We start from the raw sequence: 21,018 nt of genomic DNA on the forward strand, positions 1-21,018 counted from the left end.
CGGGACCGTCGGCGGGGCGGAGGTTCGTGCGCTCGGTATCCGCCGTCGAGTTCGTCTGTGCGGTGTCGCCCCACGATGTCCTCTTAGGTGTGATCGAGACCTTCCGGAGACCCTAGCGGGATTTGCTCCGCAATACTCCGGGAACGATACTCGGTGCGGTTAGTGTGGCAAAACAGCTCTTTTGGTGCAGCGATTACGCTGTGTGGCGCTCAATGGCAGCATGCGTGACCGCGCCAGGCGCGCCTTCCCTCCCGAACGGCGACCGCCGCCAGCGCCACCGCCACCGCCGGATCCACCCACCACCACCCCAAGGTGTTGAGCCAGAGCCCGGCCAGCACCCCCGCCGCCATCGCCGCGCAGATCAGGTTCTGGGTGCCCTCGCCCGACGTGGCCGCCGACGCCAGTCGCGCGCCGAGCCGCCGCTTGGCCACCCCCAGCATCGGCATGCTGACCAGGCTGAACGTCGTCACCACGATCCCCAGTGCGGTCGGCTCCGCCCGATGCCCCGCGTCCAGGTCGTGCAGGACGTGGACGACGAGGTACGGCGCCAGCAACCAGAAGCTCAGCGCGACCGCCCGCCTGGCGCTGTTCTCGGCGCTCGGCGAGAGCGTGCGCCGGCCGGTGAACCGCCACAACACGATCAGGCTGGCCGCCGCCTCCACGAACGCCGCCATCCCCCAGCCGATGAGCGCCACGGAATGCGCCGACAGCCCCGCGGCCAGACCCAGCGTGCTCTCCACGGCCAGCCAGGCCAGCGTGACCAGCGAGAGCGCGCGGGCGGCGCGCGCATCCTGCAACCATTCTGCTGACGCGGCCGGACGCTCATGAATCCGCTGGTCAGGCACCATGAACCCCCGCACTCCGGCTATCCGGCCGTCGACAGCGCTAGGTACCGTACCCATTGCTCATTGTGACCTCTTCCGATGGCGGCAAAGGATGGTCAAGCTTCACCGCATAATGGGGATCTTCGGGGGACTATCGGGGGGGTCTGTGCCGTTCACACCCAGCCACATCGCCGCGGTGCTGCCGTTGGCGTCGTCGGAACGCATCCGTCGCTTCGTCGACCCGTGGGCCCTGGCGCTCGGCGCCATGGTCCCCGACCTGCCGATCTTCCTGCCGTTCCTGCCCGACTACACCGACTGGCACTCCTGGCTGGGCGTGCTCACCATCGACCCGCTCGCGGTGCTGCTGCTCCTGCCCCTGTTCCACGCCGTCTTCAGGGAGCCGCTGATCTCCCTGCTGCCGCCGTCGCTGGCCGGCCGCGCCGCACTCCTGGTCCCCGACCGGATCCGCCTGGCGCCCATGGCCGCCGGCGCCGTGATCGGTTCCGCCACCCACGTCCTCTGGGACTCCTTCACCCACTCCACCGGCCCCCACGAATGGGGCGCCTGGCTGGCCGTGTCCGTCTTCGGGGTCATCAGGCTCTTCCGCCTCCTGCAGTATGTCTCGTCCGCGATCGGGCTGACCGTGGTGATCTGGTGGGCTTGGCGCGGGTTGTCGAAGCTGCCCGCGACGGCCGTCCCCGACCGACTGCGCATCACGCCGCGCGCCCGCTGGACCGTCATCGCCGCCTCCTCGCTCGGCTCGATCGCCGGCGCGCTCCTGTGGCCCCTCGTCGACGAGCCCAACCCCGCCCTCGGCATCCCCAGCGTGCTCACCAAGACGGGCGCGGGCACCCTCATCGGCCTGTGCCTCGTCCTCACCTGCTACGCGACGGTCTGGCAGGTCAGGCGGCGCATGGCAGTATCGGAAGGTGCTTGAGTACGTAACCGACGCCGGCGATCCCCGCCTGTCCGACTACACGAGGCTCCGAGACGTAGAACTCCGCAAAAGCCTCGAAGCCGAGCGCGGCCTGTTCCTGGCCGAGGGCGAGAAGGTCATCCGACGGGCCATCGGCGCCGGCTACCCGATCCGCTCGGTCCTGACCACCCGCCGCTGGCTCACCTCACTGGCGGACGTCCTCGGCGAGGCCACCGTCTACGTGGTCGACGACGAGGTCATGACGGGCATCGCGGGCTTCCAGGTCCACCGAGGCGCCCTGGCCTCCATGGAACGCCTCCCCCTCCCCGCCGTCGACACCCTCCTGAGGTCGGGCGAGGTCCTGGAGAACCACTCCCATGTGGAGGTTCCCGGACAACGCCCTCGGCGGATTTTGGTGTTGGAAGATTTGGTTGATCACAGCAACATCGGGGCGATCTTCAGATCGGCGGCTGCGCTGGGGGTTGACGCGATCATCCTGTCGCCTCGGTGTGCGGATCCGCTGTATCGGAGAGCGGTGAAGGTGTCGATGGGCGCGGTGTTCTCGATCCCGTACGCGCGCATGGACAACTGGTTCGAGGGACTGAAGCAGTTGCGGGAAGCGGGATTCCAGACGCTGGCGCTGACACCCGATCAGGCGGCCACACCCATGGATACGGTCAAGATGTCCGATCGGGTGGCCTTGCTGCTGGGATCGGAAGGTGACGGCCTGTCGTCTCGTTGGCTGGAGGAGGCTGATGAGACGGTGTGCATCCCGATGAGCGCGGACGCGATGGCCGCAGGAGTGGACTCGTTGAACGTCGTCGCCGCGGCGGCCATCGCGTGCCATGGATTGATGCGATCATCGGACGTGGCCGGCGAGCAGAGCTGACCACATGAGTTCGGCCTTTCGCCGATGCCATCGTGGGGTCTCCATGACCAGGTCTCCGGCCGTTCGTTGGATGAACCACTGGCCGGCGGAACTGCACAGCTCGTAGATCGGCATGGAGTGATGGCAGGTCCAGGCGTGCACCCGGCGTGGCTGCTCAACGCGTTCTTCAAACCAATCGAGTGGTGTGCAGCCGGGTGCGGGGTCGGGGACAAGGGGGCTCAAGCATTCATGGTCAGGATTCATGGATAGTGCGTGTACTGGGTCTGAGCCGACCTCTCCGCCGAGGACATGAGGTCGAGCAGGTCTTCGGGGCTGCGTGCGTCAATCACCAGGGAGCGGTTGGGGAGCCAGCAGGCGAAGGCGGACAACTGGCGGCGCCAGGGGGACCACATGATCATCCAACCGGGGCTCTGCTGCTGGATGGCAGCCGCGAGTGCACGGCCATCGTCGTCACGCATCACTCGCCGCTTCCCAGAGGAGGGGCTTCTGGCCGATGCCGCCGTACGCCGTGATGCGCGTTGTCGAACCCGGCCACTCTTCGTCTGGCCGCCAGTCCCGTACGTCCACTAATCCGGGTTCGACCAATCGCAGCCCGTCGAAGAACCGACGAACGGCCATGTAGGAACGCAGTGTGGCACGGCTGAAGGCGGTGTCGTAGAACTGAACCGCCTGGTCAGCGCGGGCGAGAAGAAGATGATCGGCTGTGGCGTGGGAGATGACCAGGAAGCTTCCGGGCGCGAGGGCCGAGACCAGGCGGGAGACTATCCCGTACGGGTCCTTGTCGTCGGCGATGAAGTCGAGGACGGCCACGAGCAGCAGCGCCACGGGCCGATCAAGGTCGATCTGAACGTTCAGGGCGGGATGAGAGAGGACCGACTCGGGATCACGCAGGTCGTCAAGGATCGCGATGGCGCCTTCACCGCGTGCCAGCATGGCGCGAGCGTGGATGACGACGGTCGGGTCGTTGTCGATGTAGGCCACCCGAGCGTCCGGATTGATCGCTTGCGCCACCTCGTGCACGTTGCCCTGAGACGGCAGGCCGGTGCCGATGTCGATGAACTGCCGAATCCCCGCCTTGGCCGTGAGCTGGGTGACCGCGCGCCGCAGAAAGGCGCGGCTATCGCGGGCGCTCTCTCGTACGTGGGGGGTGGCCTTGATGATCTGCTCGGCCGCCGCCCTGTCCGGGCCGAAGTTGTTCCTTCCGCCCAGCAAGTAGTCATAGATGCGGGCGACGTTGGGCGTCGTGGTGTCGATGTAAGGCTTCGCTCCGTTGCGCTTGCTCATCGTTCGGTCCCTCATGCGCTCAGGCGGCGAACACCGTCGCCGGATGGGTTGGATTGGGCGGTGTGGCCAGCAGTTCGAGGGCCTTGGCGAGCAGTTCCGCCGTCTGCGGAGTGACACGGCTTTGAGGGGTGGTCGTCTGGTCTCATTGCGCCACCGCCTGCCGGACGCAAGGCATGTCCAGCTCACACCAGACCGTCTTGCCGCGTTCGTTCACGCGGACGTTCCAGCGGTCGGCGTACTCCTCGACGATCAGCAGTCCACGTCCGCTCTCTGCCTCAGACGTGGACTGTCGCCGTATCGGTAGATTGTCCGGATCCCGGTCACGGACCTCGATCCTGAGCGTGCCGGCCGTGTACATCACCAGGACCGTGACCGTGGCGCCGCCGGTACGGGCGTGCTTGATCGCGTTGGTCGTCAACTCGGTGACCAGCCACTCCACCGGGGGTCTCAGCGCTTCGAGGCCCCACCTGTCGAGCATCTGCCGTACCCACTTGCGTGCCACGGGGATGGACGGCGGGATAGGCGACAAGGTGAAGGCCCGGGACAATGTGTCGTCGAGCTCGTGGGGAAAGTGGCTTGTCATAGGTCCGTAGGAAACGCCTCGCCGTTCTCTTCCTCCACAGCACAACCGTGCCGAGATGGCGCACCAATGTGGCATTGCCCCTGCGGACCAGCGCGTTCAGCAGGAATACTCCAGTCAAAGACCCCTGTCAGCGCGAGCCGGAGGGCGGACCGTGGTGGCACGACGGCGGCACAGGCTCATCCAGCGACGCAAGATGCTGGGTTTCTCGCAAGAGCAGTTGGCTCACCAGATCGGTGTCGAGCGCTCGACTGTCGTGCGCTGGGAGAGCGGCGAGAGAGAACCACGCCCCTGGCAGCGCCCCAGGCTTGCGGACGTCCTGGAGGTCTCGCTCGAGGAGGTGGACGAGCTTCTCGCGGCTCAGGTCAACGAGGAGCCGGAAGCCGAACGGCTCGACTTCGCGATGCGTAACCCGGCGGCTGTGGACCTGGTGACGGTGGCTCATCTGGCGCAGCGCGTTCAGCAGCTCAACGCCCAGTACGACGCGGCGCCCTCGGCCTCCCTACTCGCGGACGCAGGCCACTGCCACAGCCAAGTGACGCTACTTCGCGGCTTCGCTCCGAACGGGCGCATCAGACGTGAGCTGTGCGTCTCGACTGCCGAGTCGGCGATCTTGATGGGGCAACTTGTGTGGGACGCGTCGCAGCGGCGTGACCACGCCGTCTCGGTGCAGTACTTCGACCAGGCGATCAGCGCAGCCCGGGAGATCAGGGATCCGATCCTCGAAGCGCACGCCCAACTCCGTAAAGGCTTCGTGGCCCTGTATGGAACGAAGACGCCCAAGGAAGGGCTGCGTCTGTGCAACGAGACCGCGATCGTCGGGAGAGCCGGTAGCAACGTGCTCAGCGGCCTCGGATTCCTCCATGTGGGCGAGGCGTACGCGATGCTGGGGGAGAGACACGACTGTGAGCGAGCCCTCGGTGCGGCAGAAGAGAGCTTCGCCCGCATTCATAACGACGACGAAGCCCTGCACATGTTCTCGCCTACCCAGTTCGATCGCCTGGCGGGCTCCTGCTACCTCTTCCTCGGCGTGAACGACAAGGCCGAACAGATCCTCACCAGGTCGGCCCGCAGCCTGGTCCGCTGGAAGAAGTCGCAGTCCATCGTGCTGAGCAACCTCACCCTCGCCTACATCAGGCAAGGCAAGCTGGAGGAGGCGTGCGGCACCCTGCACGAGGCCATCGACCTCATCGCGGAGACGCGCGGGGGAGGGGGCCTCAACACCGCCTTCACCGCCGGCAGGGAGATGTCGCCCTGGCGTCACGAGCCGTGGGTCCAGGAGATCAGTGATCGTCTGTTCGCGCTGATGACGACGTGATGAACTGACGGCATGGGTCTCGACGATGAAAAGAACGCCGTCCGGGAACGCATCTGGTCGGCCCTGATCGACTCTGAGATATCCGCGCCGGACGCACGCGGCCATATCCCGCACTTCGTCGGCTCAGACAAGGCAGCGGAGTTGCTCGCCACGACGGAGACCTGGCGGCGAGCGCGTACCGTGAAGGCCAATCCCGACACCGCGCAACTACCGGTTCGTGCCCGTGCGCTGGTCGAAGGCAAGATTCTCTATATGGCGGTCCCGAAGATCGCCACCATCGAGCCGTTCTACCTCATCGACCCGGCACACTCCACGCTGCCGCCCGGCCAGGCCGCATTGAGCAGCACCGCCGCGAAGGCGAGCCCCCGGGTGGGCACGGAACAGATGCGCTCGATCGACCTCGTTGTGTGCGGAACCGTCGCGGTCAACCGAGAAGGCGTACGTCTCGGCAAGGGCGCCGGCTACTCCGACATCGAAGTGGCTCTCCTCATCGAAGACGGCCTGGTCACCGACGACACCGTGATCGTCACCACCGTGCATTCGCTTCAGGTGGTCGATGATGCGCTACCGGAGAGCGAGCACGACTTCCGAGTTGACCTGATCGTCACGGAGAAGGAGATCATCACCTGCCCGCGCTCCGCGCGCCCGAGCGGGCTGATCTGGTCCAGCATGCCCACCGACAAGATCGCCGCGATTCCGATTCTCGCCGCACGGGCCAAGAGGGACGCCAGCTACGTGCGCAGCCGACGTCGGCAACCGTGGACGATTGAGCCATAGCGAGACGCAGAAGGTACAGGCCAGCACGTGGGGGCAGTCGATGCCAGGCGGACTTGTCGGTGGGATTGAGTAGCGGATCCGACCGGGAGTCGTCACTGTAGTCGCGCGCCACGGCCCGTGGTCCAGAACTGCAACTTGAACAGGCTCGCTCGATAGATTTTGCTTGGGAATTCGGGATCGGTGTCGTTGGTCGGAGTCTTTGCAGAGATGCGGACCAACCAGTTCGTGGCCTGTCGACCGAGGTCGAACGGAGTGTAGTAATCGGCTTCGTCGTAGTAACTCACTGCGACGATTCGTCCGGAGGCCAGGTAGATTTGTCCTTCCCAGGAGCGCCAAGAGGGATCTATTGGCGGTGGCTGTGTATCCCAGAGTTCGTAACGGACGTAGGCCTTCGCCTCGCCCTCGATGCTGAAGGTCACACCATTGGGGCCGACCATGAACCATTCGGGATCAGGATCTCCGATGTGCCAGATAGTGGTCTCATCTTCGAAGTTGCCTTCGATGACTCCCACGTCCGCGACTCCGAAGAAATGGGAGATGCCTGATCGTTCGGTGATTGCTTTGATCGGCTGAGCCATCCCAGTAAGCTCCTAATTTGCGGAGAGATTGTTCTGGTACCAGGGTCGACGTAGTAAACGGCAAAGTTGAAGGTTGGTTCCAGCCCCTGTCGTCCCTTCAGCGGTCGCCGCGTAGGAGTATTCATGACATTTCTCATCCTCTTCAACGCTATCGTCGCCCTTGAAGGGCGGCCAGTTGACGATCGCTGTCCGAAGAGTAGGCACTCTGCAAACACTGGCGCGATCTTCCGCTCCTGCCGCGCTCGGGGTGGACGGCATCGTCCTGTCGCCCCGCTGCGCTGATCGTCCATCATGTGTACTGTCCGAAACACCTAATTTGTGATGGAACGATCGGGAGCCGTGAAGATGTCCCTGTGGAAGATGCTGGAAGGGTCGCGGGTTCTGGACCTGGCGCAGCCGATGCGGAAGGGGATGCCGCAGTCGCCCAATCATCCTCCGTTCCGGATGGCATTGGAGCGCAGGCACGGTGACATGGTCAGGTCTGACGGCGGGTCGGCGGCCAACGAGATCATCGTGACGGGCGGGCACGTCGGCACGCACGTGGACGCCCTCGCGCACGTCTCCCAGGAAGGGCTGCTGCACGGCGGGGTGGCCGCGGCCGAGGTGATGTCGCACGAGGGGTTCGGCTCGCTGGGCATCGACGGGTTCGAGCCGTACGTGGGCCGCTGCGTGCTGCTCGACGTGGCCGCCGTGCACGGGGTCAAGACGCTGCCGGCCGGTTATGAGGTCACCGCCGACGACCTGGTGCGGGCGGCCGGTGATCTGGAGATCCGCGAGGGTGACGCGGTGCTCGTCGGCACGGGTTGGTCACGGCTGTGGGAGTCGGGGGAGGAGTTCGTCGGCCGGCGGGACGGCGTGCCGGGACCCGGCGCGGAGGCCGGACGCTGGCTGGCCGAACGCCGGCCGCGTGTGGTGGGCGGCGAGACCATCGCCTTCGAGCACATCGCGCCGGGCCGAGGGCACGCCACGCTGCCCGTGCACCGGATCATGCTGGTGGAGTCGGGCGTCAACATCGTGGAGACCATGCGCCTGGCCGAGCTGCTCGACGCGGGGGCGCGCGAGTTCACCCTGGTGTTGAACCCGCTGCCGATCGTCGGCGCCACCGGTGCCCCGGTCCGCCCGCTGGCCATCATCGAGGAGCGGCCGTGACGACCCATGTCCAGCGGCTGGCCGAGTTCGCCGTCGCCTGCCGCGACAAGGGCCTGCCCGGCCAGGTGCGCGACGACGTGACCGGACGCGTGCTCGACGTCCTGGGCAACTGCCTGGCCGCCTACGCCGAACCGGACGGCGACGCTGCGCCTGCCGTGCTGCGGGCCGTCCTCCGATGGGGTGGCGTCGAGGAGGCGAGCGCGATCGGCAGCGGCCACCGGCTGCCCGCCCCGTCGGCGGCCCTGGTGAACGGCACGCTGGCGCACGCGCTCGACTACGACGACACGCACCTGCCGTCCGTGCTGCATCCGAGCGCCCCCGTGGTGCCCGCCGCGCTGGCCGCCGCCGAGGCGACGGGGGCGAGCGGGGCCGCGCTGGTCTCGGCCGTGGCGGCGGGTGTCGAGGTGTGCAACCGCCTCGGGATGGCCTCGTACCTGCCGGAGGCGCGCAACTCGCTCTTCTTCGAAAAGGGGCAGCACGCGACGTCCATCTGCGGCACGCTGGGCGCCGCGGTCGCGGCCGGCCTGCTGTTCGGGTTGTCGGCGGACGGCATCGCGCACGCGGCCGGCGTGGCCGCCAGCATGGGCGCGGGTCTGATCGAGGCCAACCGCACCGGTGGGACGATCAAACGCGTCCACTGCGGCTGGGCCGCCCATTCCGGCGTGTCGGCCGCGGTGCTCGCCCTGGAGGGCGTGACCGGGCCGCCGACCGTGCTGGAGGGCCGCTTCGGCTTCTTCGAGGCCTGGCTCGACGGCCGCTTCGACGAGTCGGCGCTGCTGTCGGACCTGGGGGAGAGGTGGGAGCTGTTGCGTACGGTCTACAAGCCGTACCCGACGAACCACTTCACCCACCCGGCCATCGACTGCGCCGTGGCGCTGCGGGCCGGCGGCCTGTCGCCGGACGATGTCGAGGAGATCGAGCTCGGCGTGCCCGCTCCGGTGCTGCGCACGATCGCGGAGCCGCGCGAAGACAAGATCAACCCGCGCTCGCCGTACCACGCGAAGTTCTCCGGCCCCTACACGGTGGCGGCGGCGCTGTACGGGGGCGGCGGGCTCGGCCTGGCCCTGGACGACTTCGCCTCCTTGGCTCCAGAACGGCTGGAGCTGGCCGGGCGGGTGCGCTGTGTGGCGGACGAGCGCGCCTCGGAGATCTTCCCCCAGGCGTTCGCGGCGGTCATGCGGGTACGGCTGCGCGACGGCTCGACGCTGGAACACCGCGTCGACTCCTCGCGCGGCGGCCCCGAGCACCCGCTGACGGCTGAGGAGCTGGCGGTCAAGTTCCGGACGAACGCGGGCCGCCTGCTGCCTCAGGACCAGGTGGACGCCCTCGTCACCGCCGTCGCCGACCTCCCATCGGCCCCGTCGGCGTCCCCGCTGCTGCGCCTGACCGTCGCCCGCTGATTTGGCGGGAAGTGGGTCTGGCACCACCGCGATCACAGGTGTAATCCTGTAATCATGGAGACGTTATTCGAGCACGCGGGCGGTCAGGACGGTCTGCGCAGATTCATCGAGATCTTCTACGGCAGCCTCCTGGCCGACCCCGTGCTGCGACCCCTGTTCGGCGCCGGCAAGGCGAGCCACGTCGACAACCTGACCGCCTTCACCGTGGAGACCTTCGGCGGTCCCGACACCTTCTCGAGGGAGATGGGCGGGTTCCCGCTGCTCATCGACGCCCACCGAGGGCTGAAGATCGACGAGACGCAGCGGGCGCGGTTCGTGGAGCTCTACATGGAGGCGGCCGACCGGGCGGGACTCCCGGACGACGAGCCGTTCAGGGCGGCTCTGCGCTCGCACGTGGAGTTCGGCACGCAGGTGGCCGTGCAGAACTCCCACGCCGAGACCGACGACCAACTCCACCCCCTGCGAGAGGTTCCCCGCTGGGGCTGGGAGTAGCCGGCTCACGGCTGGTCGGGCAGCCAGTCGGGATAGGAGTCGAGGTCGTGGGCGACGGGGCGGCTGATGACGGCCCCGCCGTCGCCGTTCGCCCTGAGCTGCTCTTCGAGCGTGGCGGCCGCTTCCCCCGTCGTGATGAACGTCAGCTCCCAGACCGGCTGCTCGGCGGGGTCAGGCGCCTGCGCGATGTCGATCGAGGTCGCCAGGCCCGCGCCGAGGATGCGGTGGCTCAAGGCGGCCGCTCTCTCGTAGCCCTCGATCGTCGTGCGGACCTCGATGAATTCCGCCATTGGGGTCGTCCTTAGCAGGGGAGGTGAGGAAACTCACCCTATCTGCGGAAATCGTCCAGGCAACACTTCGGCGAACAATCGCATCGTGGCTACGCATCAGGTCGTTCGGGGGGCGGGGCGGTCGAGGTGCGGACGATCAGCTCGTACGGGAACAGCTGTCGCTCCGGTTTCGCCGCGCCCCCCGACAGGAGCAGCCGCCCGGCCCGCTCCCCGATCTCCTGCTTAGCCTGCCTGATCGTGGTCAGCCCCGCCTCCTCGGCCGCGCTGTCGGAGAAGCCCACCACGGACAACTCCCGCGGCACCTCCAGACCCAGGTCGGCGGCGGCGTCGAGCACGCCGAGGGCCAGCACGTCGGTGTTGGTGAGGATCGCGGTGGGCCGCGGCTCGCGGCCGAGCAGCGCGTGGCCCGCCCTCCTGCCCGCCTCCCTGGAGTTGCGGGTGACCTCGTAGAACGGCACGCCGGACCAGTCGAGCCCGGCCTCCTCGCAGGCCCGCTGGTAGCCGCCGCGCCGGTTGCGCATGGCCTGGAACACGGCGCTCTCCTGCCGCTCCGGGTCGGCCCAGCCGGTGTAGCCGTCCTCGTGCAGGCCCACCATGGCCACGCCCAGCCGCCGGTGCCCGAGCTCCAGCACGTGGCGGGCGGCCGCGGCGCCCGCGGCGGGCTCGTCGATGCCGACGAACGGATGGCCGGGCACGTACGGCTCGTCGACCACCACCACGGGCAGCTTCCTGGCCAGCACCTCCGCCAGCGCCGGATGCCCGTCGGGCAGCGACATCACGCAGAAGGCGTCCACGACGGCGTCGCGTACGGTCTCGCTGCGCCGGTCGCCGTGCGGCAGCGGCAGGATCAGCAGGCCCACGCCCGCGTCCTCGGCGGCCGTGGCCAGCCCTTGGAAGAAGCCGATCGCGTACGGGTCGGCGAAGGCGTAGGGCAGCGTCTCGCTGAAGATCAGCCCGAGCGCGCCCGCCCTGCCGAGCCGCAGTGAGCGGGCCGTCGGGTTGGGGCCCGCGTAGCCGAGCTCGTCGGCGACTTCCAGGATCCGCCGCCGCATCCCGTCGCTGAGCTGGTCGGGGCGGGAGAAGGCGTAGGAGACGGTGGCCCGGGACACGCCGAGCCTGTCGGCGATCGTCTGCAGTGTGACCCTGGCCATCGTCCAACCGTACCGAAACCTGTTGCCCCGGCCTTCTTAATTGATTAAGCTCTTAATTGATTAAGGAGGGTTATGGACGCCATGCAGGTTCTCGCGCACCAGACGGCGATGGGACATCGGGGGTCGGTGGAGGAGGCGCTCCCGGGCGCGCCCCGGCGGCCGCACCGTCCACGGGCCACCGTCCGCCTACGGCTGGCGCGCTCGCTCAGGTGGACCGCCGACCGGCTGGATCCCGCCTGCCATCCGGCCTGAGACCAGGTGTCAGCTGCCTGCGATCTGTTCCCCCGCGTAGTCGAGCAGGCGCTCCGCCGTCGTGAAGCGGCGCTCGTTCTGGTCATGGAGGAGCACGCCCACGATCCGCTTGCCGCTGCGCTCTCCGGCGAACAGCAGGCAGTACCCGGCAGCGTTCGTGTAGCCGGTCTTCACCCCCAGCACCCCGTCTGCGCGGGAAAGCAGCTTGTTTGAGTTGCGCCAGGTGTGCGCCTTGTGCACCGCCGTCTTGCCCACCTTGTGTGTTTTGGTCCCGACGACGTCCGCGAACGTGTCGTTCGCGAGGGCCCGCGTCGCCAGCTTGACCTGGTCGACGGCCGTCGAGTAGCCGCCGCCCGCCGGGGTGGGCATGCCGTCGGGGTTGGTGTAGCGGGTGTCGTCCAGGCCGAGGGAGTCGGCGGCGCGGTTCATCTTGGCGATGAAGGCCGTCTTGCCGGGGCCGTAGTGCCGGGCCAGCGCGTTGGCCGCGTCCGCGCCCGACGGCAGCATGAGGGCGTACAGCAGGTCTCCGACCGTGAAGCGCTCGCCCTTGCGCAGCCCGGCCGTGGCGGCGCCGCCACGGGCGGCGTACTTGACGTCGGTCGCGGTGATCTCGATGGTGTCGCCCGGCTTGGCCTCGCGCAGCACCACGTAGGCGGTCATGACCTTGACCAGGCTGGCCACCGGCACCCGCTTCGTCTCACGCTTGCCGAAGTGGACCGTTCCTGATGAATCGACCACGTACGCCGTCGCCGCCTTCACCGCCGGGGCGTCCGCGGCGACGGCGGGCTGGGCCGTCCCCACGGCCGCTGTCATCGCGGCGAGGACGGCAGAACTGATGAATGCCCCAATACGCATGCAGAACATGTTGACAGGAGATCAAGGGTCCGTTTGCCGAACTACGCCATAAGGCACCATCAGATAGGGGTAAATCAATGACAGATCCGATATGGCGGGGGGAGTGGGCGGCCGTGGCGGGCAGGTTCATCATCAGCGAGGACGGGCGGGGCGGCTTCCGTTTCGCGCTCGTGGCGAGCAACGGGCAGACACTCGCGGTCGGCGAGGGCTACCCGAACAAGGTCGCCTGCGTGAACGGCATCGAGACCGTACGCAGGAACGCCCCCGAGGCCGCCATCGACGACCAGACGCGGACATAGACCGGGCCGAGAAGTCCACTGAAGATCTTGTGATTCACCACCGGTCCGGTTGGCGTGTCAGCCGTTGGGTTCCAGGTCGGCGGTCATCGTCGATGTGATCTTTTCGAGCACGGTGGTGTAGAGGTGTCGTTTGTCTGGGCGTGCCCGGCCGGCGGCGTGCCTGAGGGCGGGAATCGTCGGCGCACCGAGGAGCACGAGCCCGTCGGAGGTGGCCCTTCGGACGGCGGGGTGGGCGTGTGTGAGCAGGTCGACCAGTGCTGGGATGGCCGGCTTCCACGCCGCGTGGCACAAGGTCCTGACCGCCGAGCGCACGATGTCGGGTTGCCGGTCGTTGAGGAGCAGCAAGGTCTGTTCCAGGTAGTCCCCGTGCTTCATCACCTTGCGGGAGATCCGGTGGGCGTGCGACCGGACTCTCGCCTCGGGATGGCCGAGCGACTCGGCGAGCAGTTCCTCAAGGTCGGGATCGAGATCCGCCGGCCGGTCCGCGCCGTGCCGGCGCACGCGGGCGGGGTCGTCGTCGTGACGCTCGGCGAGCAGGGTCAGCGCCCGGCGGATCTGCTCGGGGCCGCCGGTACGGGCCAGGTGAAGCAGTTCCGTCCGGGACGGCCGTTGTTCCCGAGCGGCTGCTTCCTGGCCACGGGTTCGGCTGCGGAGTGCCGAGAGAGCGGCAGAGTCCTGCTGGGCCGCGTCGGGATGGCGCAGCGGCCCTTCCGCCAGGACGATTTTGTCCGCGAGGTCGTCGCGTCCTTCGTCGCGTAGTCGCCGGCGCGCCCGCACGAGCGAGGGGGTGCGCAGCAACACGACGCCGGAGATGAGATCGAGCAGGCCCCAGACTCCGGTTTCGAGGCGGCTTGACAGGGTCTCGGCCAGGACGTCGGGGTTCGCCTTACGCAAGGCCCATTCGGCTGACGCGTGAAGGGAGGGACCGCCGTGTTCCCACCAATCCAGCAACAGCGGGATGAGTCGTTCCACGTCCGGTGGGTCCACATGGGCGGCGACGCGGGCGATCCGTTCGCAGGCCGCGTCACCGCCGGTCTCGCGCAGTTCGGTCTCGCTCATGAGGGTCAGGGCGTGCGCGAGATCCGCGGTGACGGTGAGGTCGACCCGGCCGCCAAGGAAGGCACGCAGCACCGTGAGCCGGAACCGGGGTTCGGGCCAGCTCAGCAAGGCGCGGGCCGCGGCTTCGCGTTGATCCTGCACGGGATCGTCCAGCAGCTCCAGCAGGCGCTCATGCAGGGCCGCCGAGCGGGGCTGGTCCTGATCAGCGGGCCGAGCCACCCGGTCGGTCGGCGCGGATCGGCGGGCGTCCTCCGCGATGGTCCACGACGGTGCGTCGAGTGGCTGCAGCTCGATCATCCAGTCCAGCAGGATGTCGCGCACCTCGGTGCCGGCGCTGACGAAGACGCCGATCAGTGCGTTGAGCCGATCCCGTGAATCCGTCGGGCGTTCGTCGCGGTCAGCGCGGGAGAGGTGCCGTCCGAACGCCTCGTCATGGTCGTGCGTATCGAGGCCGTCGATGGGCCGGTCGGCGACCCGGAATCGCCGGAGGGCGTCGGGCGTGCGGGCGGCCGCGGCGAGGGTCTCCCGCCATCGGCGTACGGCAGGGCGCTCGGGCACCTCAACGCTGCCGTTCGACGCGGTGGCGGTGACCGGTCGTGGCAGCCCGAACGCCTCCCGCAACACCTCCTCCTCCGCCAGCCACGGGTTCGCGCCCGCGCGGGCGGCGGCCAGCGCCCGCGCGAGATCGGCGCGGGTCAGCACCGCACCGCATCGGCGCAGCAGCACCAGCGCGGACCGGCTCCCCGCGGCCGCCGGCGGCAACGCGCGAATTCGGGCGGCGAGGTGGAACATGTCGGTGAAGGGCAGCCGAACGACCGTGTCCTCGAGCAGCCGGAGGAGACGGTCGTGATGAGCGTCGCCGATGTCGGCCAGCCCTGCGACCAGCGTCCGTATCGACCGGGCGAAGACCTCCGTCTCGCCGGCCGTCCACGGCGGGGGGCAGAGCCGCACCACGAACCGCAGGACCCGGCCGCGATGTTCTGGCCCTTCGGCGGCCAGTTCCAGCCAACGTGCCAGCATCGGCCGGAGCCGGCTCAGCCGTTCGGCGGTCAGCTCGTCGGGATCCCGATCGAAGCTTTCCTCAAGGCGCCGTGCGATCTCGGAGTTCCAGCCGCGGCTCACCAGGGCGTCGAGCTCGGCGGCCGGCCGGGCGGCCGGCGGTCCCTGACGGGCCGGCGGCGTGATGCCGTGGGCCGCCATCCGGTCCGCCAGTTCCCCGGCCGTACCCGAACCAAGGGTGAGCCGGCCTGCGGCGACGAGCGAGAGCAGGAAGGCCCCGGCCGGTGACCACTGGTCGGCCAGAGCGCCGACGGCACGGGCGGACAGTGAGCCGTCGAGTCCGGTCAGCAGCAGCGCACGGGTACGGTCGTCGGCGGCGCGGTCGGCCGCAGCGACGACGGTGGCGGCGTAGGCATCGCCGAGGATCGTCCGCAATGCCGCGACGAGCGCGTCGCGCAGGCCCGGGTTGTCGTGCCTGCCGAGCCACGACAGCAGCTTCGGTACAGCCACGGGGGCTCCGGCATGGATCAGCGCGGTGGCGGCGCTCTTCTTGACGTTCATGTTCGGATGGTCGAGGCAGGCCGCGACCGCCGCCGCGGCCCAGCACGCGCGCGCGTGCCCGAGCGCGAGCAGCGCTTGGCGTGCGGTCTGAACGTCGGGAGCGCTGGTGAGCGGGATCAGGCTTGCCGACAACGCCTGAGCGTCCTCGCCATCGGCGTCGTGGGCGAGCAGCGCGATCACGTGCTTGCGGACATGGCGGTCACGGTGGCGCAGCAGCGGATGTACTCGTGACCGGATTCCCCGATAGGAGGTCTGGAGGAGCAGGCTGAGCAGGATCATCTGCTCGGCCGCCGTGAGCGCGGGGCGGTCCAGCAGATCGAGCGCGATGCTCGCGACGAGCGCGTCGCCGGCCTCCCGCGCGCTGCCCGCGGCGTCCAGAAGACAGCGCGGCCTGATCTTCCCTCTTTCGTGAAGGCGACCGCCGAGGTCACGAATGGCCGCAACGACTTCCTGCGGCACTGCCGGTTCGCCGGTACCTCCGGACGCGCCCGGCGCCCAGGAGGCCGCGAGATCGGACACGACCCGCAGCAGAAGATCGGCGATGGTCGGCACCGTGGTGGAGCCGGCGTTGCGGGCCAGCCTGCACAGGGAGGCCACGGGCTTGTCCGGGTCCAGGCCCGCGCGGAGCAACGTGAGTTCCCGTTCATCAGGGCCGCCGAGATCGGCGGCGATCCGGCGAGGCAGATCCTGCGGGTCGAGCCGAACCAGGATCGACTGTCGCCGGTCGGGGTCGTCGGTGAGATGCCACAGCACCTCCAAGGCCCGGTGGCGAACCGGCCGCAGGGAGGACACCACGGTGCCGACAGCGTCTCCGCCATCCGGCCTGTCCAGGCCCAGCCCTTCTCGCAGCGCTGTGACCGTCCGGGCTCCGCCCACGGCTTCAAGAGCCTCCACCGCCGCCGCGGGTGAGCGTGGTAGCGCGGCGATGACGGCCTCCTCGGCGGCCGTATGGCGCAGCGCGCGGATCGCTCGCAGGAACGGTCGCGGATCCGGTGCGGCGCGCAGCAGTTCGGTGACCTTCTCCCCCACCGGCAGGTCCCTGGCGCCCTGAGCGGCCAGGGCGACCAGAAGGTCCAGCCGCCGCGGCCAGTGCGGATCGTCCGCAGCCGCCGTCGTCAGCTCCTTGAGCGTTTCGTGCCGGCAGGTGAACAGGATGGTGGCGACCTCGTTCGCGGGCACCGAGTGGTCGGCGATGGCCAAGCGCACGATCGCCGGGGCGTCGTCGCCTGCCGGAAAGCGCCCACGCCGGTGCAGCCCACGCAGGCACCGGGTGACCGGCCCGGCGAGCAAGAGCGGGTCGGTGGCGGCGATGCCCACGAAGTCGCGGATGTCGTCGCGGCTGGCAAGGTCTCCGAGCAGCTCCAGCGCCCGTCGCCGCAGCGCCGAGGGACGGCTTCGGTCGGTGGCCACGTCGCGGAGCACGTCCTGATGACCGTGGTGGGCTGCGGCCTCGATCGCCGCGGCGGCCACTGCGGAGACGGCATCGCCGGGCCCGGTCTCGAGGAGCCGGTACAGGTGCTCTTGTGGCAGCGGATTCAACGCGGCCCAGGGCTCTGACAGCTCACGCAGTGCCGCCGCGGCGACGTCGGCCGCGGCAGCACTCGTGGCGGGTTCCCCGGCGATCGGTCCGGCGAGCCCCACCACGAGCGTCCGGGCACGTTCCGGTGCCAGCAGGCCGGTGTGCATGGACTCGCGCGCAACCCGCAGGGCCTGCGCCCGCAACACAGGATCCGGCCGGTCCGACAACTCCCCGGCGAGGCTCTCCGGTTCGTCGACGTCAGCCACATCGATCCCGCGGACGGCCTGGTAGAGCAGTTCGCCCGCGGGCTCGTCCCGTAGAGTCTGAGGCCGGTCAGCGATCTCGGCGCTCAGCCAGGCGATCCGGACCCGGGCCGGCAGATCCGCCTTGCGCCACTGCGGCCAGGGACGGGGCCGGACGTGCGCCCGCAGATTGAGATAAAGGTGCGCCAAGGCCAGTGCCGCCTCCGGCGAACCATCGAGTGAGCCCGGCAACGACGCCGCGAACTCGGCCAGTTCGGAACGGTCTTCATCTCCTCTCGCATCAAGACGTTCGGCAAGGGATACGAGGCCCAGTTCCCGGAGGCGTGGATCCTCATGCCTGACAAGAAGCCGCAGGACGGCCGGCGGACACCTCAACGGATCAAGGCCGGCGGAAAGCCGGTCCGCATCGGCGCAACGTATGGCGGTGAGGACCGTATCGTCGACCGACGTCACGCGCTATCAACTCCAGCCAGATCACGGAACAGCGCCAAGCGTAGCGACACGCCCCTCACCTGGCGCGCCGAAGGGTTTCCGAGATGGCTCCAGACCCCCACGGCCATGTCTCAGAGCACGTCGTCTTCGGCTACGGGCACCTTCTGCAGAACTACCGGCCGCGCCGGACCCGTACGGGAGCTGATGCCCAGGTTCGGACAGGGCGTTCTTCTCCCGGAGAGACGCGACGACGGCTGGGCAATTTGCGCGAATCCCGCAAATCCACTCAGCCCTTTCACTATCGTCGCCCGTTATGGTGATCATGAACCTGCCCTTGTCCTCGGCCGGTCCGGAGGCGTTGTCGGTGGCGCTGCGCGGAGCGGACTGGCCGGCGTTCGCACCGGCCCGCGACCTCCCGCCCCTGCGCGCCGCGCTCGCGGAGCTGGAACGGACCCACGGGATCACCGAGGCGCACCGGTTCGCGACCGAGCGCCTCAAGGACGCCGGCGCCGTGCTGCGCCATCCCGACGGGCACCCGGCCGAGATCAACGGCTTCGCGCTGAGCCCCTGCGGACGGTATCTCGCGATCGGCAGCTGGTGCGGCGACGACTACGAACGCGGCGGCGCCCTGCAGGTCTGGGAGCTGGCCACCGCGCGATGCGTCAACGTGCTCGACGGCATCGAGGGCGGGGTGGGCTGGCCCGGCTACGTGCGTACGATCCAGTGGTCGGCCGACGGGCAGCGGATCGCGCTGGCCTTCAACACCAACGGCGTGGGCCTGTGGGACCCGTTCGGCGAGGAGACGGAGTCGATCGGCGAGGCGTACGTGACCGACGGGAGCTCGCGGCCGCCCCGCTTCGCCTTCGCGCCCGACGGCACTCGCGCCTACATCAGCGTGTGGACCCCGCACGACGTGCGCGGCTGCCTCGCGCCGCTCACCGAAGGCGGCGTGTACGGCGACGACGACGTGGAACTCCTGCCCGAGGCCCTGCCGGCCGACATCAAGGCACGGCTCGAGGACGACGGGCTGTTCTTCAGCCGGGCCTTCTGGTCCAAGGACGGGACCCGCCTGCACGGGTACGGGGACGACTGGGCGGGCGCCGTCGACGTGGCGAGCGGGCAGGTGGTCTGGTTCGCCGATGCGGAGACCCGCGGAGCCGGCCCGGCGTGGAGCCAGGACGAGCGTTATGTCGCCCGCCACCTGCGCGGGCAGTTGGTCTTCGCCGACGCCATGACCGGTCGGACGGTCGCGACGGCGCAGGGACACCCCGGCGCCACCGAGCTGTCCTGGGGCAGCCGTGGCACGGTCGGCCGCCTGGCGGTCGTCGTGCCCGGCGGCGGACGGGCCCGGCCCCGCGTCGCCGTCTACGACGACGGGTGGCACCGCTACGACGTGGACGTCGCGCTGATGGAGATCGACCGGGACGACGTGGACGGCACCGTGTGGGCGTGGTCGCCGGACGGGCTGCACGCGGCGGCGCTGACCGACACCGGCCGGATCGAGGTCTGGCACCTCGGCGACGGCCCGGTCCGGTTGCGGTCTTTCGCGGCGCCCGAGGAGGCCTTCGGCGTGGCGTGGGGCGCGGACGGGGTGCTCGTCTCCGTCAGCGCGACCCACCTGCGGTTCGTCCGGGCCGCCACCGGCGAGACGACCGGGGACTTCGCCCTCCTTCAGGCGCCGCCCGAGCCGCGTCCGCTGGAGCTCGACGGCGACGACATCGGGATGGACCTGCGGGACGAGGAGGAGGCGCGCGTCGATCCGACGTTCGCGCTCGACGACGAGACCTGGGCCGTGGCCTTCGAGTCGGGGCTCGTCATCGCCCCTCCCGACCGGCGTGCGGCCCTCGACAACCTGCTCGCCTGGACGTTCGACGGGCGCTTCGGCTGGCCGGTGCGCTGGGGCGTGCTCGACGTCGTCCCGGACGCCGCCGCAGCCGCCGAGCGGGCCGTCGCGCCGCTGGCCGAGCACCTCGCGGGGTTCCGTGGCCGTACCGAGGCGCCGTCGGGGCCCGTGGCGTGGCCGCCGCCGAACACCGCCACCGTGGAGGACCTCTTCCAGATCGCGAGCACCTCGGTCGCGCCGCTGGACGAGGGCTGGGACCACCACGTGAGCGAGAACCTCCGGCACGCGGCGCGGCTCCGGGCGCGCCGCGGTGAGCCGGCGGGCGCGGCGAGCCTGCTCCAGGCGATCCCGACCCCGGCCGAACGGGTCAGGGGGCAGGCCGACGTGGCGCTGATCCTGGCCGCAACCGGGCGTCACGACGAGGCCCGCGCGTTCCTGGCGCCCGCCGAGGCCGAGGTCGAGGCCGTGCTCGACGAGTACAACGTGGCCTTCGTCGCCTCGTCGATGGCGGGCGCCTACGCCGCGCTCGGGGACGTAGAGGCCGAGGCGTGGTTCGACCGGGCACGGGCCGCGATCGAGCCCGAGACCAATCCGGGGGAGCATCGCCTGGCGGTCGCGTGGGCGCTGATCGAATGCGGTCGCGTGGAGGAGGCCCGGGCCCTGTGGCGGGAGGGGGACACTCCTTCGACCTTCTACAGCGTGCCGCTGCTGGCATACCTGGTCCTGACCAGGCGTGACGGCCTCGCCCGTGAGCTGCTCACCTTCCGCGACGGCGCGGAGGCATGGCAGGCGCAGGGCTGGTTCGACGGCTGGGAGGCGCCCGAGTTGTTCGCCTCTCTGGGGCGGCCGGACCTGCTCCGCGACTGGGCCGCGGTCCACGGGGACGGGTACGCGTGGGAGGAACTCCTCACCCGGGCCGAGGCCAACGTCCGTCCCGGGCCCCGGCCCACGCAGGCGGACCTCGCGGCGCTGGCCGAGGCGCACACGACGCTGCTGAAGACGCCGCGGACGCAGCGCGAGCGCCCGACCGAGCAGCTCATCGTGCAGGCCGCCACGTGCGGGCATCTCGGCGCGGTGGTGGACCTGCTCTCGGAGCTTTCGGCGAGGGACTTCAACGGACGGGCGGGATACGCCTTCCGCGCCCTGTGGATCACCGCCCTGGGGGCCGACGTGGAGCCGTGGTGAGCGGCACCTCAGGAGGGGTGCTCAGGACTCGGCCAGGGCGAGCGCTCGGGCCAGGGCGTGCCGGACGTTCTGCGGCATCGTCACCCTGGCCGCCCTGGTCATC

Annotated in this window: 19 protein-coding genes; 10 read left to right on the forward strand and 9 right to left on the reverse strand. The window is 69.5% G+C overall.

Annotated elements, in window-relative coordinates:
- Positions 1-209 precede the first annotated feature (209 nt).
- Positions 210-797: a hypothetical protein gene (locus tag ACFOY2_RS12970; protein WP_379528219.1), complete on the reverse strand. Its 588-nt coding sequence runs from the start codon at positions 795-797 to the stop codon at positions 210-212.
- Between the two features lie 193 nt (positions 798-990).
- Here ACFOY2_RS12970 and ACFOY2_RS12975 point away from each other — a divergent pair, with 193 nt between their 5' ends.
- A complete protein-coding gene (locus ACFOY2_RS12975) occupies positions 991-1,761 on the forward strand; it encodes a DUF4184 family protein (protein ID WP_379528220.1) in 771 nt (256 codons plus the stop codon).
- The gene (locus ACFOY2_RS12980) at positions 1,754-2,629 is read left to right on the forward strand and encodes a TrmH family RNA methyltransferase (protein ID WP_379528221.1); all 876 of its coding nucleotides are present in this window, start codon (positions 1,754-1,756) and stop codon (positions 2,627-2,629) included. The genes ACFOY2_RS12975 and ACFOY2_RS12980 overlap by 8 nt, the downstream gene beginning before the upstream one ends.
- Positions 2,630-2,868: 239 nt before the next feature.
- Here ACFOY2_RS12980 and ACFOY2_RS12985 read toward each other — a convergent pair whose 3' ends face one another.
- The 3 genes from ACFOY2_RS12985 to ACFOY2_RS12995 form a co-directional block, all read right to left on the reverse strand.
- A complete protein-coding gene (locus ACFOY2_RS12985; RefSeq protein WP_379528222.1) occupies positions 2,869-3,087 on the reverse strand; it encodes a hypothetical protein in 219 nt (72 codons plus the stop codon).
- Complete coding sequence (locus tag ACFOY2_RS12990) at positions 3,080-3,913, reverse strand: SAM-dependent methyltransferase (RefSeq protein ID WP_379528223.1); 834 nt, start codon at positions 3,911-3,913, stop codon at positions 3,080-3,082. The genes ACFOY2_RS12985 and ACFOY2_RS12990 overlap by 8 nt, the downstream gene beginning before the upstream one ends.
- Before the next feature lie 142 nt (positions 3,914-4,055).
- Positions 4,056-4,496, reverse strand: coding sequence for an ATP-binding protein (locus ACFOY2_RS12995; RefSeq protein WP_379528224.1), 441 nt, complete (start codon positions 4,494-4,496; stop codon positions 4,056-4,058).
- A gap of 151 nt (positions 4,497-4,647) precedes the next feature.
- Here ACFOY2_RS12995 and ACFOY2_RS13000 point away from each other — a divergent pair, with 151 nt between their 5' ends.
- Both ACFOY2_RS13000 and ACFOY2_RS13005 read left to right on the forward strand, forming a co-directional pair.
- Entirely contained in the window at positions 4,648-5,811 is a 1,164-nt protein-coding gene (locus ACFOY2_RS13000) for a helix-turn-helix transcriptional regulator (RefSeq protein ID WP_379528225.1), read from the forward strand.
- Positions 5,812-5,823: 12 nt separating this feature from the next.
- Positions 5,824-6,588, forward strand: coding sequence for a 5-formyltetrahydrofolate cyclo-ligase (locus ACFOY2_RS13005; protein WP_379528226.1), 765 nt, complete (start codon positions 5,824-5,826; stop codon positions 6,586-6,588).
- Between the two features lie 92 nt (positions 6,589-6,680).
- Here ACFOY2_RS13005 and ACFOY2_RS13010 read toward each other — a convergent pair whose 3' ends face one another.
- Entirely contained in the window at positions 6,681-7,166 is a 486-nt protein-coding gene (locus ACFOY2_RS13010; RefSeq protein ID WP_379528227.1) for a hypothetical protein, read from the reverse strand.
- Between the two features lie 345 nt (positions 7,167-7,511).
- On the opposite strand from ACFOY2_RS13010, the gene ACFOY2_RS13015 reads away from it, so the two are divergent.
- Genes ACFOY2_RS13015 through ACFOY2_RS13025 form a run of 3 tightly spaced genes read left to right on the forward strand, consistent with a single transcriptional unit; the run spans position 7,512 to position 10,207 of the window.
- Positions 7,512-8,315, forward strand: a complete 804-nt coding sequence (locus ACFOY2_RS13015; RefSeq protein ID WP_379528304.1) for a cyclase family protein — start codon at positions 7,512-7,514, stop codon at positions 8,313-8,315.
- A complete protein-coding gene (locus ACFOY2_RS13020; protein ID WP_379528228.1) occupies positions 8,312-9,715 on the forward strand; it encodes an MmgE/PrpD family protein in 1,404 nt (467 codons plus the stop codon). Before ACFOY2_RS13015 ends, ACFOY2_RS13020 begins: the two co-directional genes overlap by 4 nt.
- A gap of 54 nt (positions 9,716-9,769) precedes the next feature.
- Positions 9,770-10,207 (forward strand): group II truncated hemoglobin, encoded by a 438-nt coding sequence (locus ACFOY2_RS13025; protein WP_379528229.1) that lies wholly within the window; start codon positions 9,770-9,772, stop codon positions 10,205-10,207.
- A gap of 5 nt (positions 10,208-10,212) precedes the next feature.
- Here the strand turns inward: ACFOY2_RS13025 and ACFOY2_RS13030 are convergent, their stop codons facing one another.
- Positions 10,213-10,497, reverse strand: coding sequence for a hypothetical protein (locus ACFOY2_RS13030; RefSeq protein WP_379528230.1), 285 nt, complete (start codon positions 10,495-10,497; stop codon positions 10,213-10,215).
- Positions 10,498-10,586: 89 nt separating this feature from the next.
- On the reverse strand, positions 10,587-11,648 hold the full coding sequence (locus ACFOY2_RS13035; protein WP_379528231.1) for a LacI family DNA-binding transcriptional regulator: 1,062 nt from the start codon (positions 11,646-11,648) through the stop codon (positions 10,587-10,589).
- Between the two features lie 72 nt (positions 11,649-11,720).
- Between ACFOY2_RS13035 and ACFOY2_RS13040 the strand changes: the two genes are divergently transcribed.
- Positions 11,721-11,900 (forward strand): hypothetical protein, encoded by a 180-nt coding sequence (locus ACFOY2_RS13040; protein WP_379528232.1) that lies wholly within the window; start codon positions 11,721-11,723, stop codon positions 11,898-11,900.
- A 9-nt stretch (positions 11,901-11,909) separates the two neighbouring features.
- Here the strand turns inward: ACFOY2_RS13040 and ACFOY2_RS13045 are convergent, their stop codons facing one another.
- Positions 11,910-12,755 carry a D-alanyl-D-alanine carboxypeptidase family protein gene (locus tag ACFOY2_RS13045; RefSeq protein WP_379528233.1) on the reverse strand — a complete coding sequence of 282 codons (846 nt, stop codon included), beginning with the start codon at positions 12,753-12,755 and terminating at the stop codon, positions 11,910-11,912.
- Positions 12,756-12,832: 77 nt separating this feature from the next.
- Between ACFOY2_RS13045 and ACFOY2_RS13050 the strand changes: the two genes are divergently transcribed.
- Complete coding sequence (locus tag ACFOY2_RS13050) at positions 12,833-13,054, forward strand: YegP family protein (RefSeq protein ID WP_379528234.1); 222 nt, start codon at positions 12,833-12,835, stop codon at positions 13,052-13,054.
- A 57-nt stretch (positions 13,055-13,111) separates the two neighbouring features.
- Here the strand turns inward: ACFOY2_RS13050 and ACFOY2_RS13055 are convergent, their stop codons facing one another.
- Positions 13,112-17,644, reverse strand: a complete 4,533-nt coding sequence (locus ACFOY2_RS13055) for a HEAT repeat domain-containing protein (RefSeq protein WP_379528235.1) — start codon at positions 17,642-17,644, stop codon at positions 13,112-13,114.
- Between the two features lie 556 nt (positions 17,645-18,200).
- Here ACFOY2_RS13055 and ACFOY2_RS13060 point away from each other — a divergent pair.
- The gene (locus ACFOY2_RS13060) at positions 18,201-20,915 is read left to right on the forward strand and encodes a hypothetical protein (protein ID WP_379528236.1); all 2,715 of its coding nucleotides are present in this window, start codon (positions 18,201-18,203) and stop codon (positions 20,913-20,915) included.
- The last annotated feature ends 103 nt before the right edge of the window (positions 20,916-21,018 follow it).

Source organism: Nonomuraea purpurea (assembly GCF_042650645.1).
Lineage (GTDB): Bacteria > Actinomycetota > Actinomycetes > Streptosporangiales > Streptosporangiaceae > Nonomuraea > Nonomuraea purpurea.

Coding starts and splice junctions, on each gene's coding strand:
- ACFOY2_RS13005 (WP_379528226.1), top strand. CDS start 5,824: ATGGGTCTCGACGATGAAAAGAACGCCGTCCGGGAACGCATCTGGTCG.
- ACFOY2_RS12990 (WP_379528223.1), bottom strand. CDS start 3,913: ATGAGCAAGCGCAACGGAGCGAAGCCTTACATCGACACCACGACGCCC.
- ACFOY2_RS13045 (WP_379528233.1), bottom strand. CDS start 12,755: ATGCGTATTGGGGCATTCATCAGTTCTGCCGTCCTCGCCGCGATGACA.
- ACFOY2_RS13030 (WP_379528230.1), bottom strand. CDS start 10,497: ATGGCGGAATTCATCGAGGTCCGCACGACGATCGAGGGCTACGAGAGA.
- ACFOY2_RS13010 (WP_379528227.1), bottom strand. CDS start 7,166: ATGGCTCAGCCGATCAAAGCAATCACCGAACGATCAGGCATCTCCCAT.
- ACFOY2_RS13060 (WP_379528236.1), top strand. CDS start 18,201: ATGGTGATCATGAACCTGCCCTTGTCCTCGGCCGGTCCGGAGGCGTTG.
- ACFOY2_RS12985 (WP_379528222.1), bottom strand. CDS start 3,087: ATGCGTGACGACGATGGCCGTGCACTCGCGGCTGCCATCCAGCAGCAG.
- ACFOY2_RS13040 (WP_379528232.1), top strand. CDS start 11,721: ATGGACGCCATGCAGGTTCTCGCGCACCAGACGGCGATGGGACATCGG.
- ACFOY2_RS13015 (WP_379528304.1), top strand. CDS start 7,512: ATGTCCCTGTGGAAGATGCTGGAAGGGTCGCGGGTTCTGGACCTGGCG.
- ACFOY2_RS12995 (WP_379528224.1), bottom strand. CDS start 4,496: ATGACAAGCCACTTTCCCCACGAGCTCGACGACACATTGTCCCGGGCC.
- ACFOY2_RS13050 (WP_379528234.1), top strand. CDS start 12,833: ATGACAGATCCGATATGGCGGGGGGAGTGGGCGGCCGTGGCGGGCAGG.
- ACFOY2_RS13035 (WP_379528231.1), bottom strand. CDS start 11,648: ATGGCCAGGGTCACACTGCAGACGATCGCCGACAGGCTCGGCGTGTCC.
- ACFOY2_RS13025 (WP_379528229.1), top strand. CDS start 9,770: ATGGAGACGTTATTCGAGCACGCGGGCGGTCAGGACGGTCTGCGCAGA.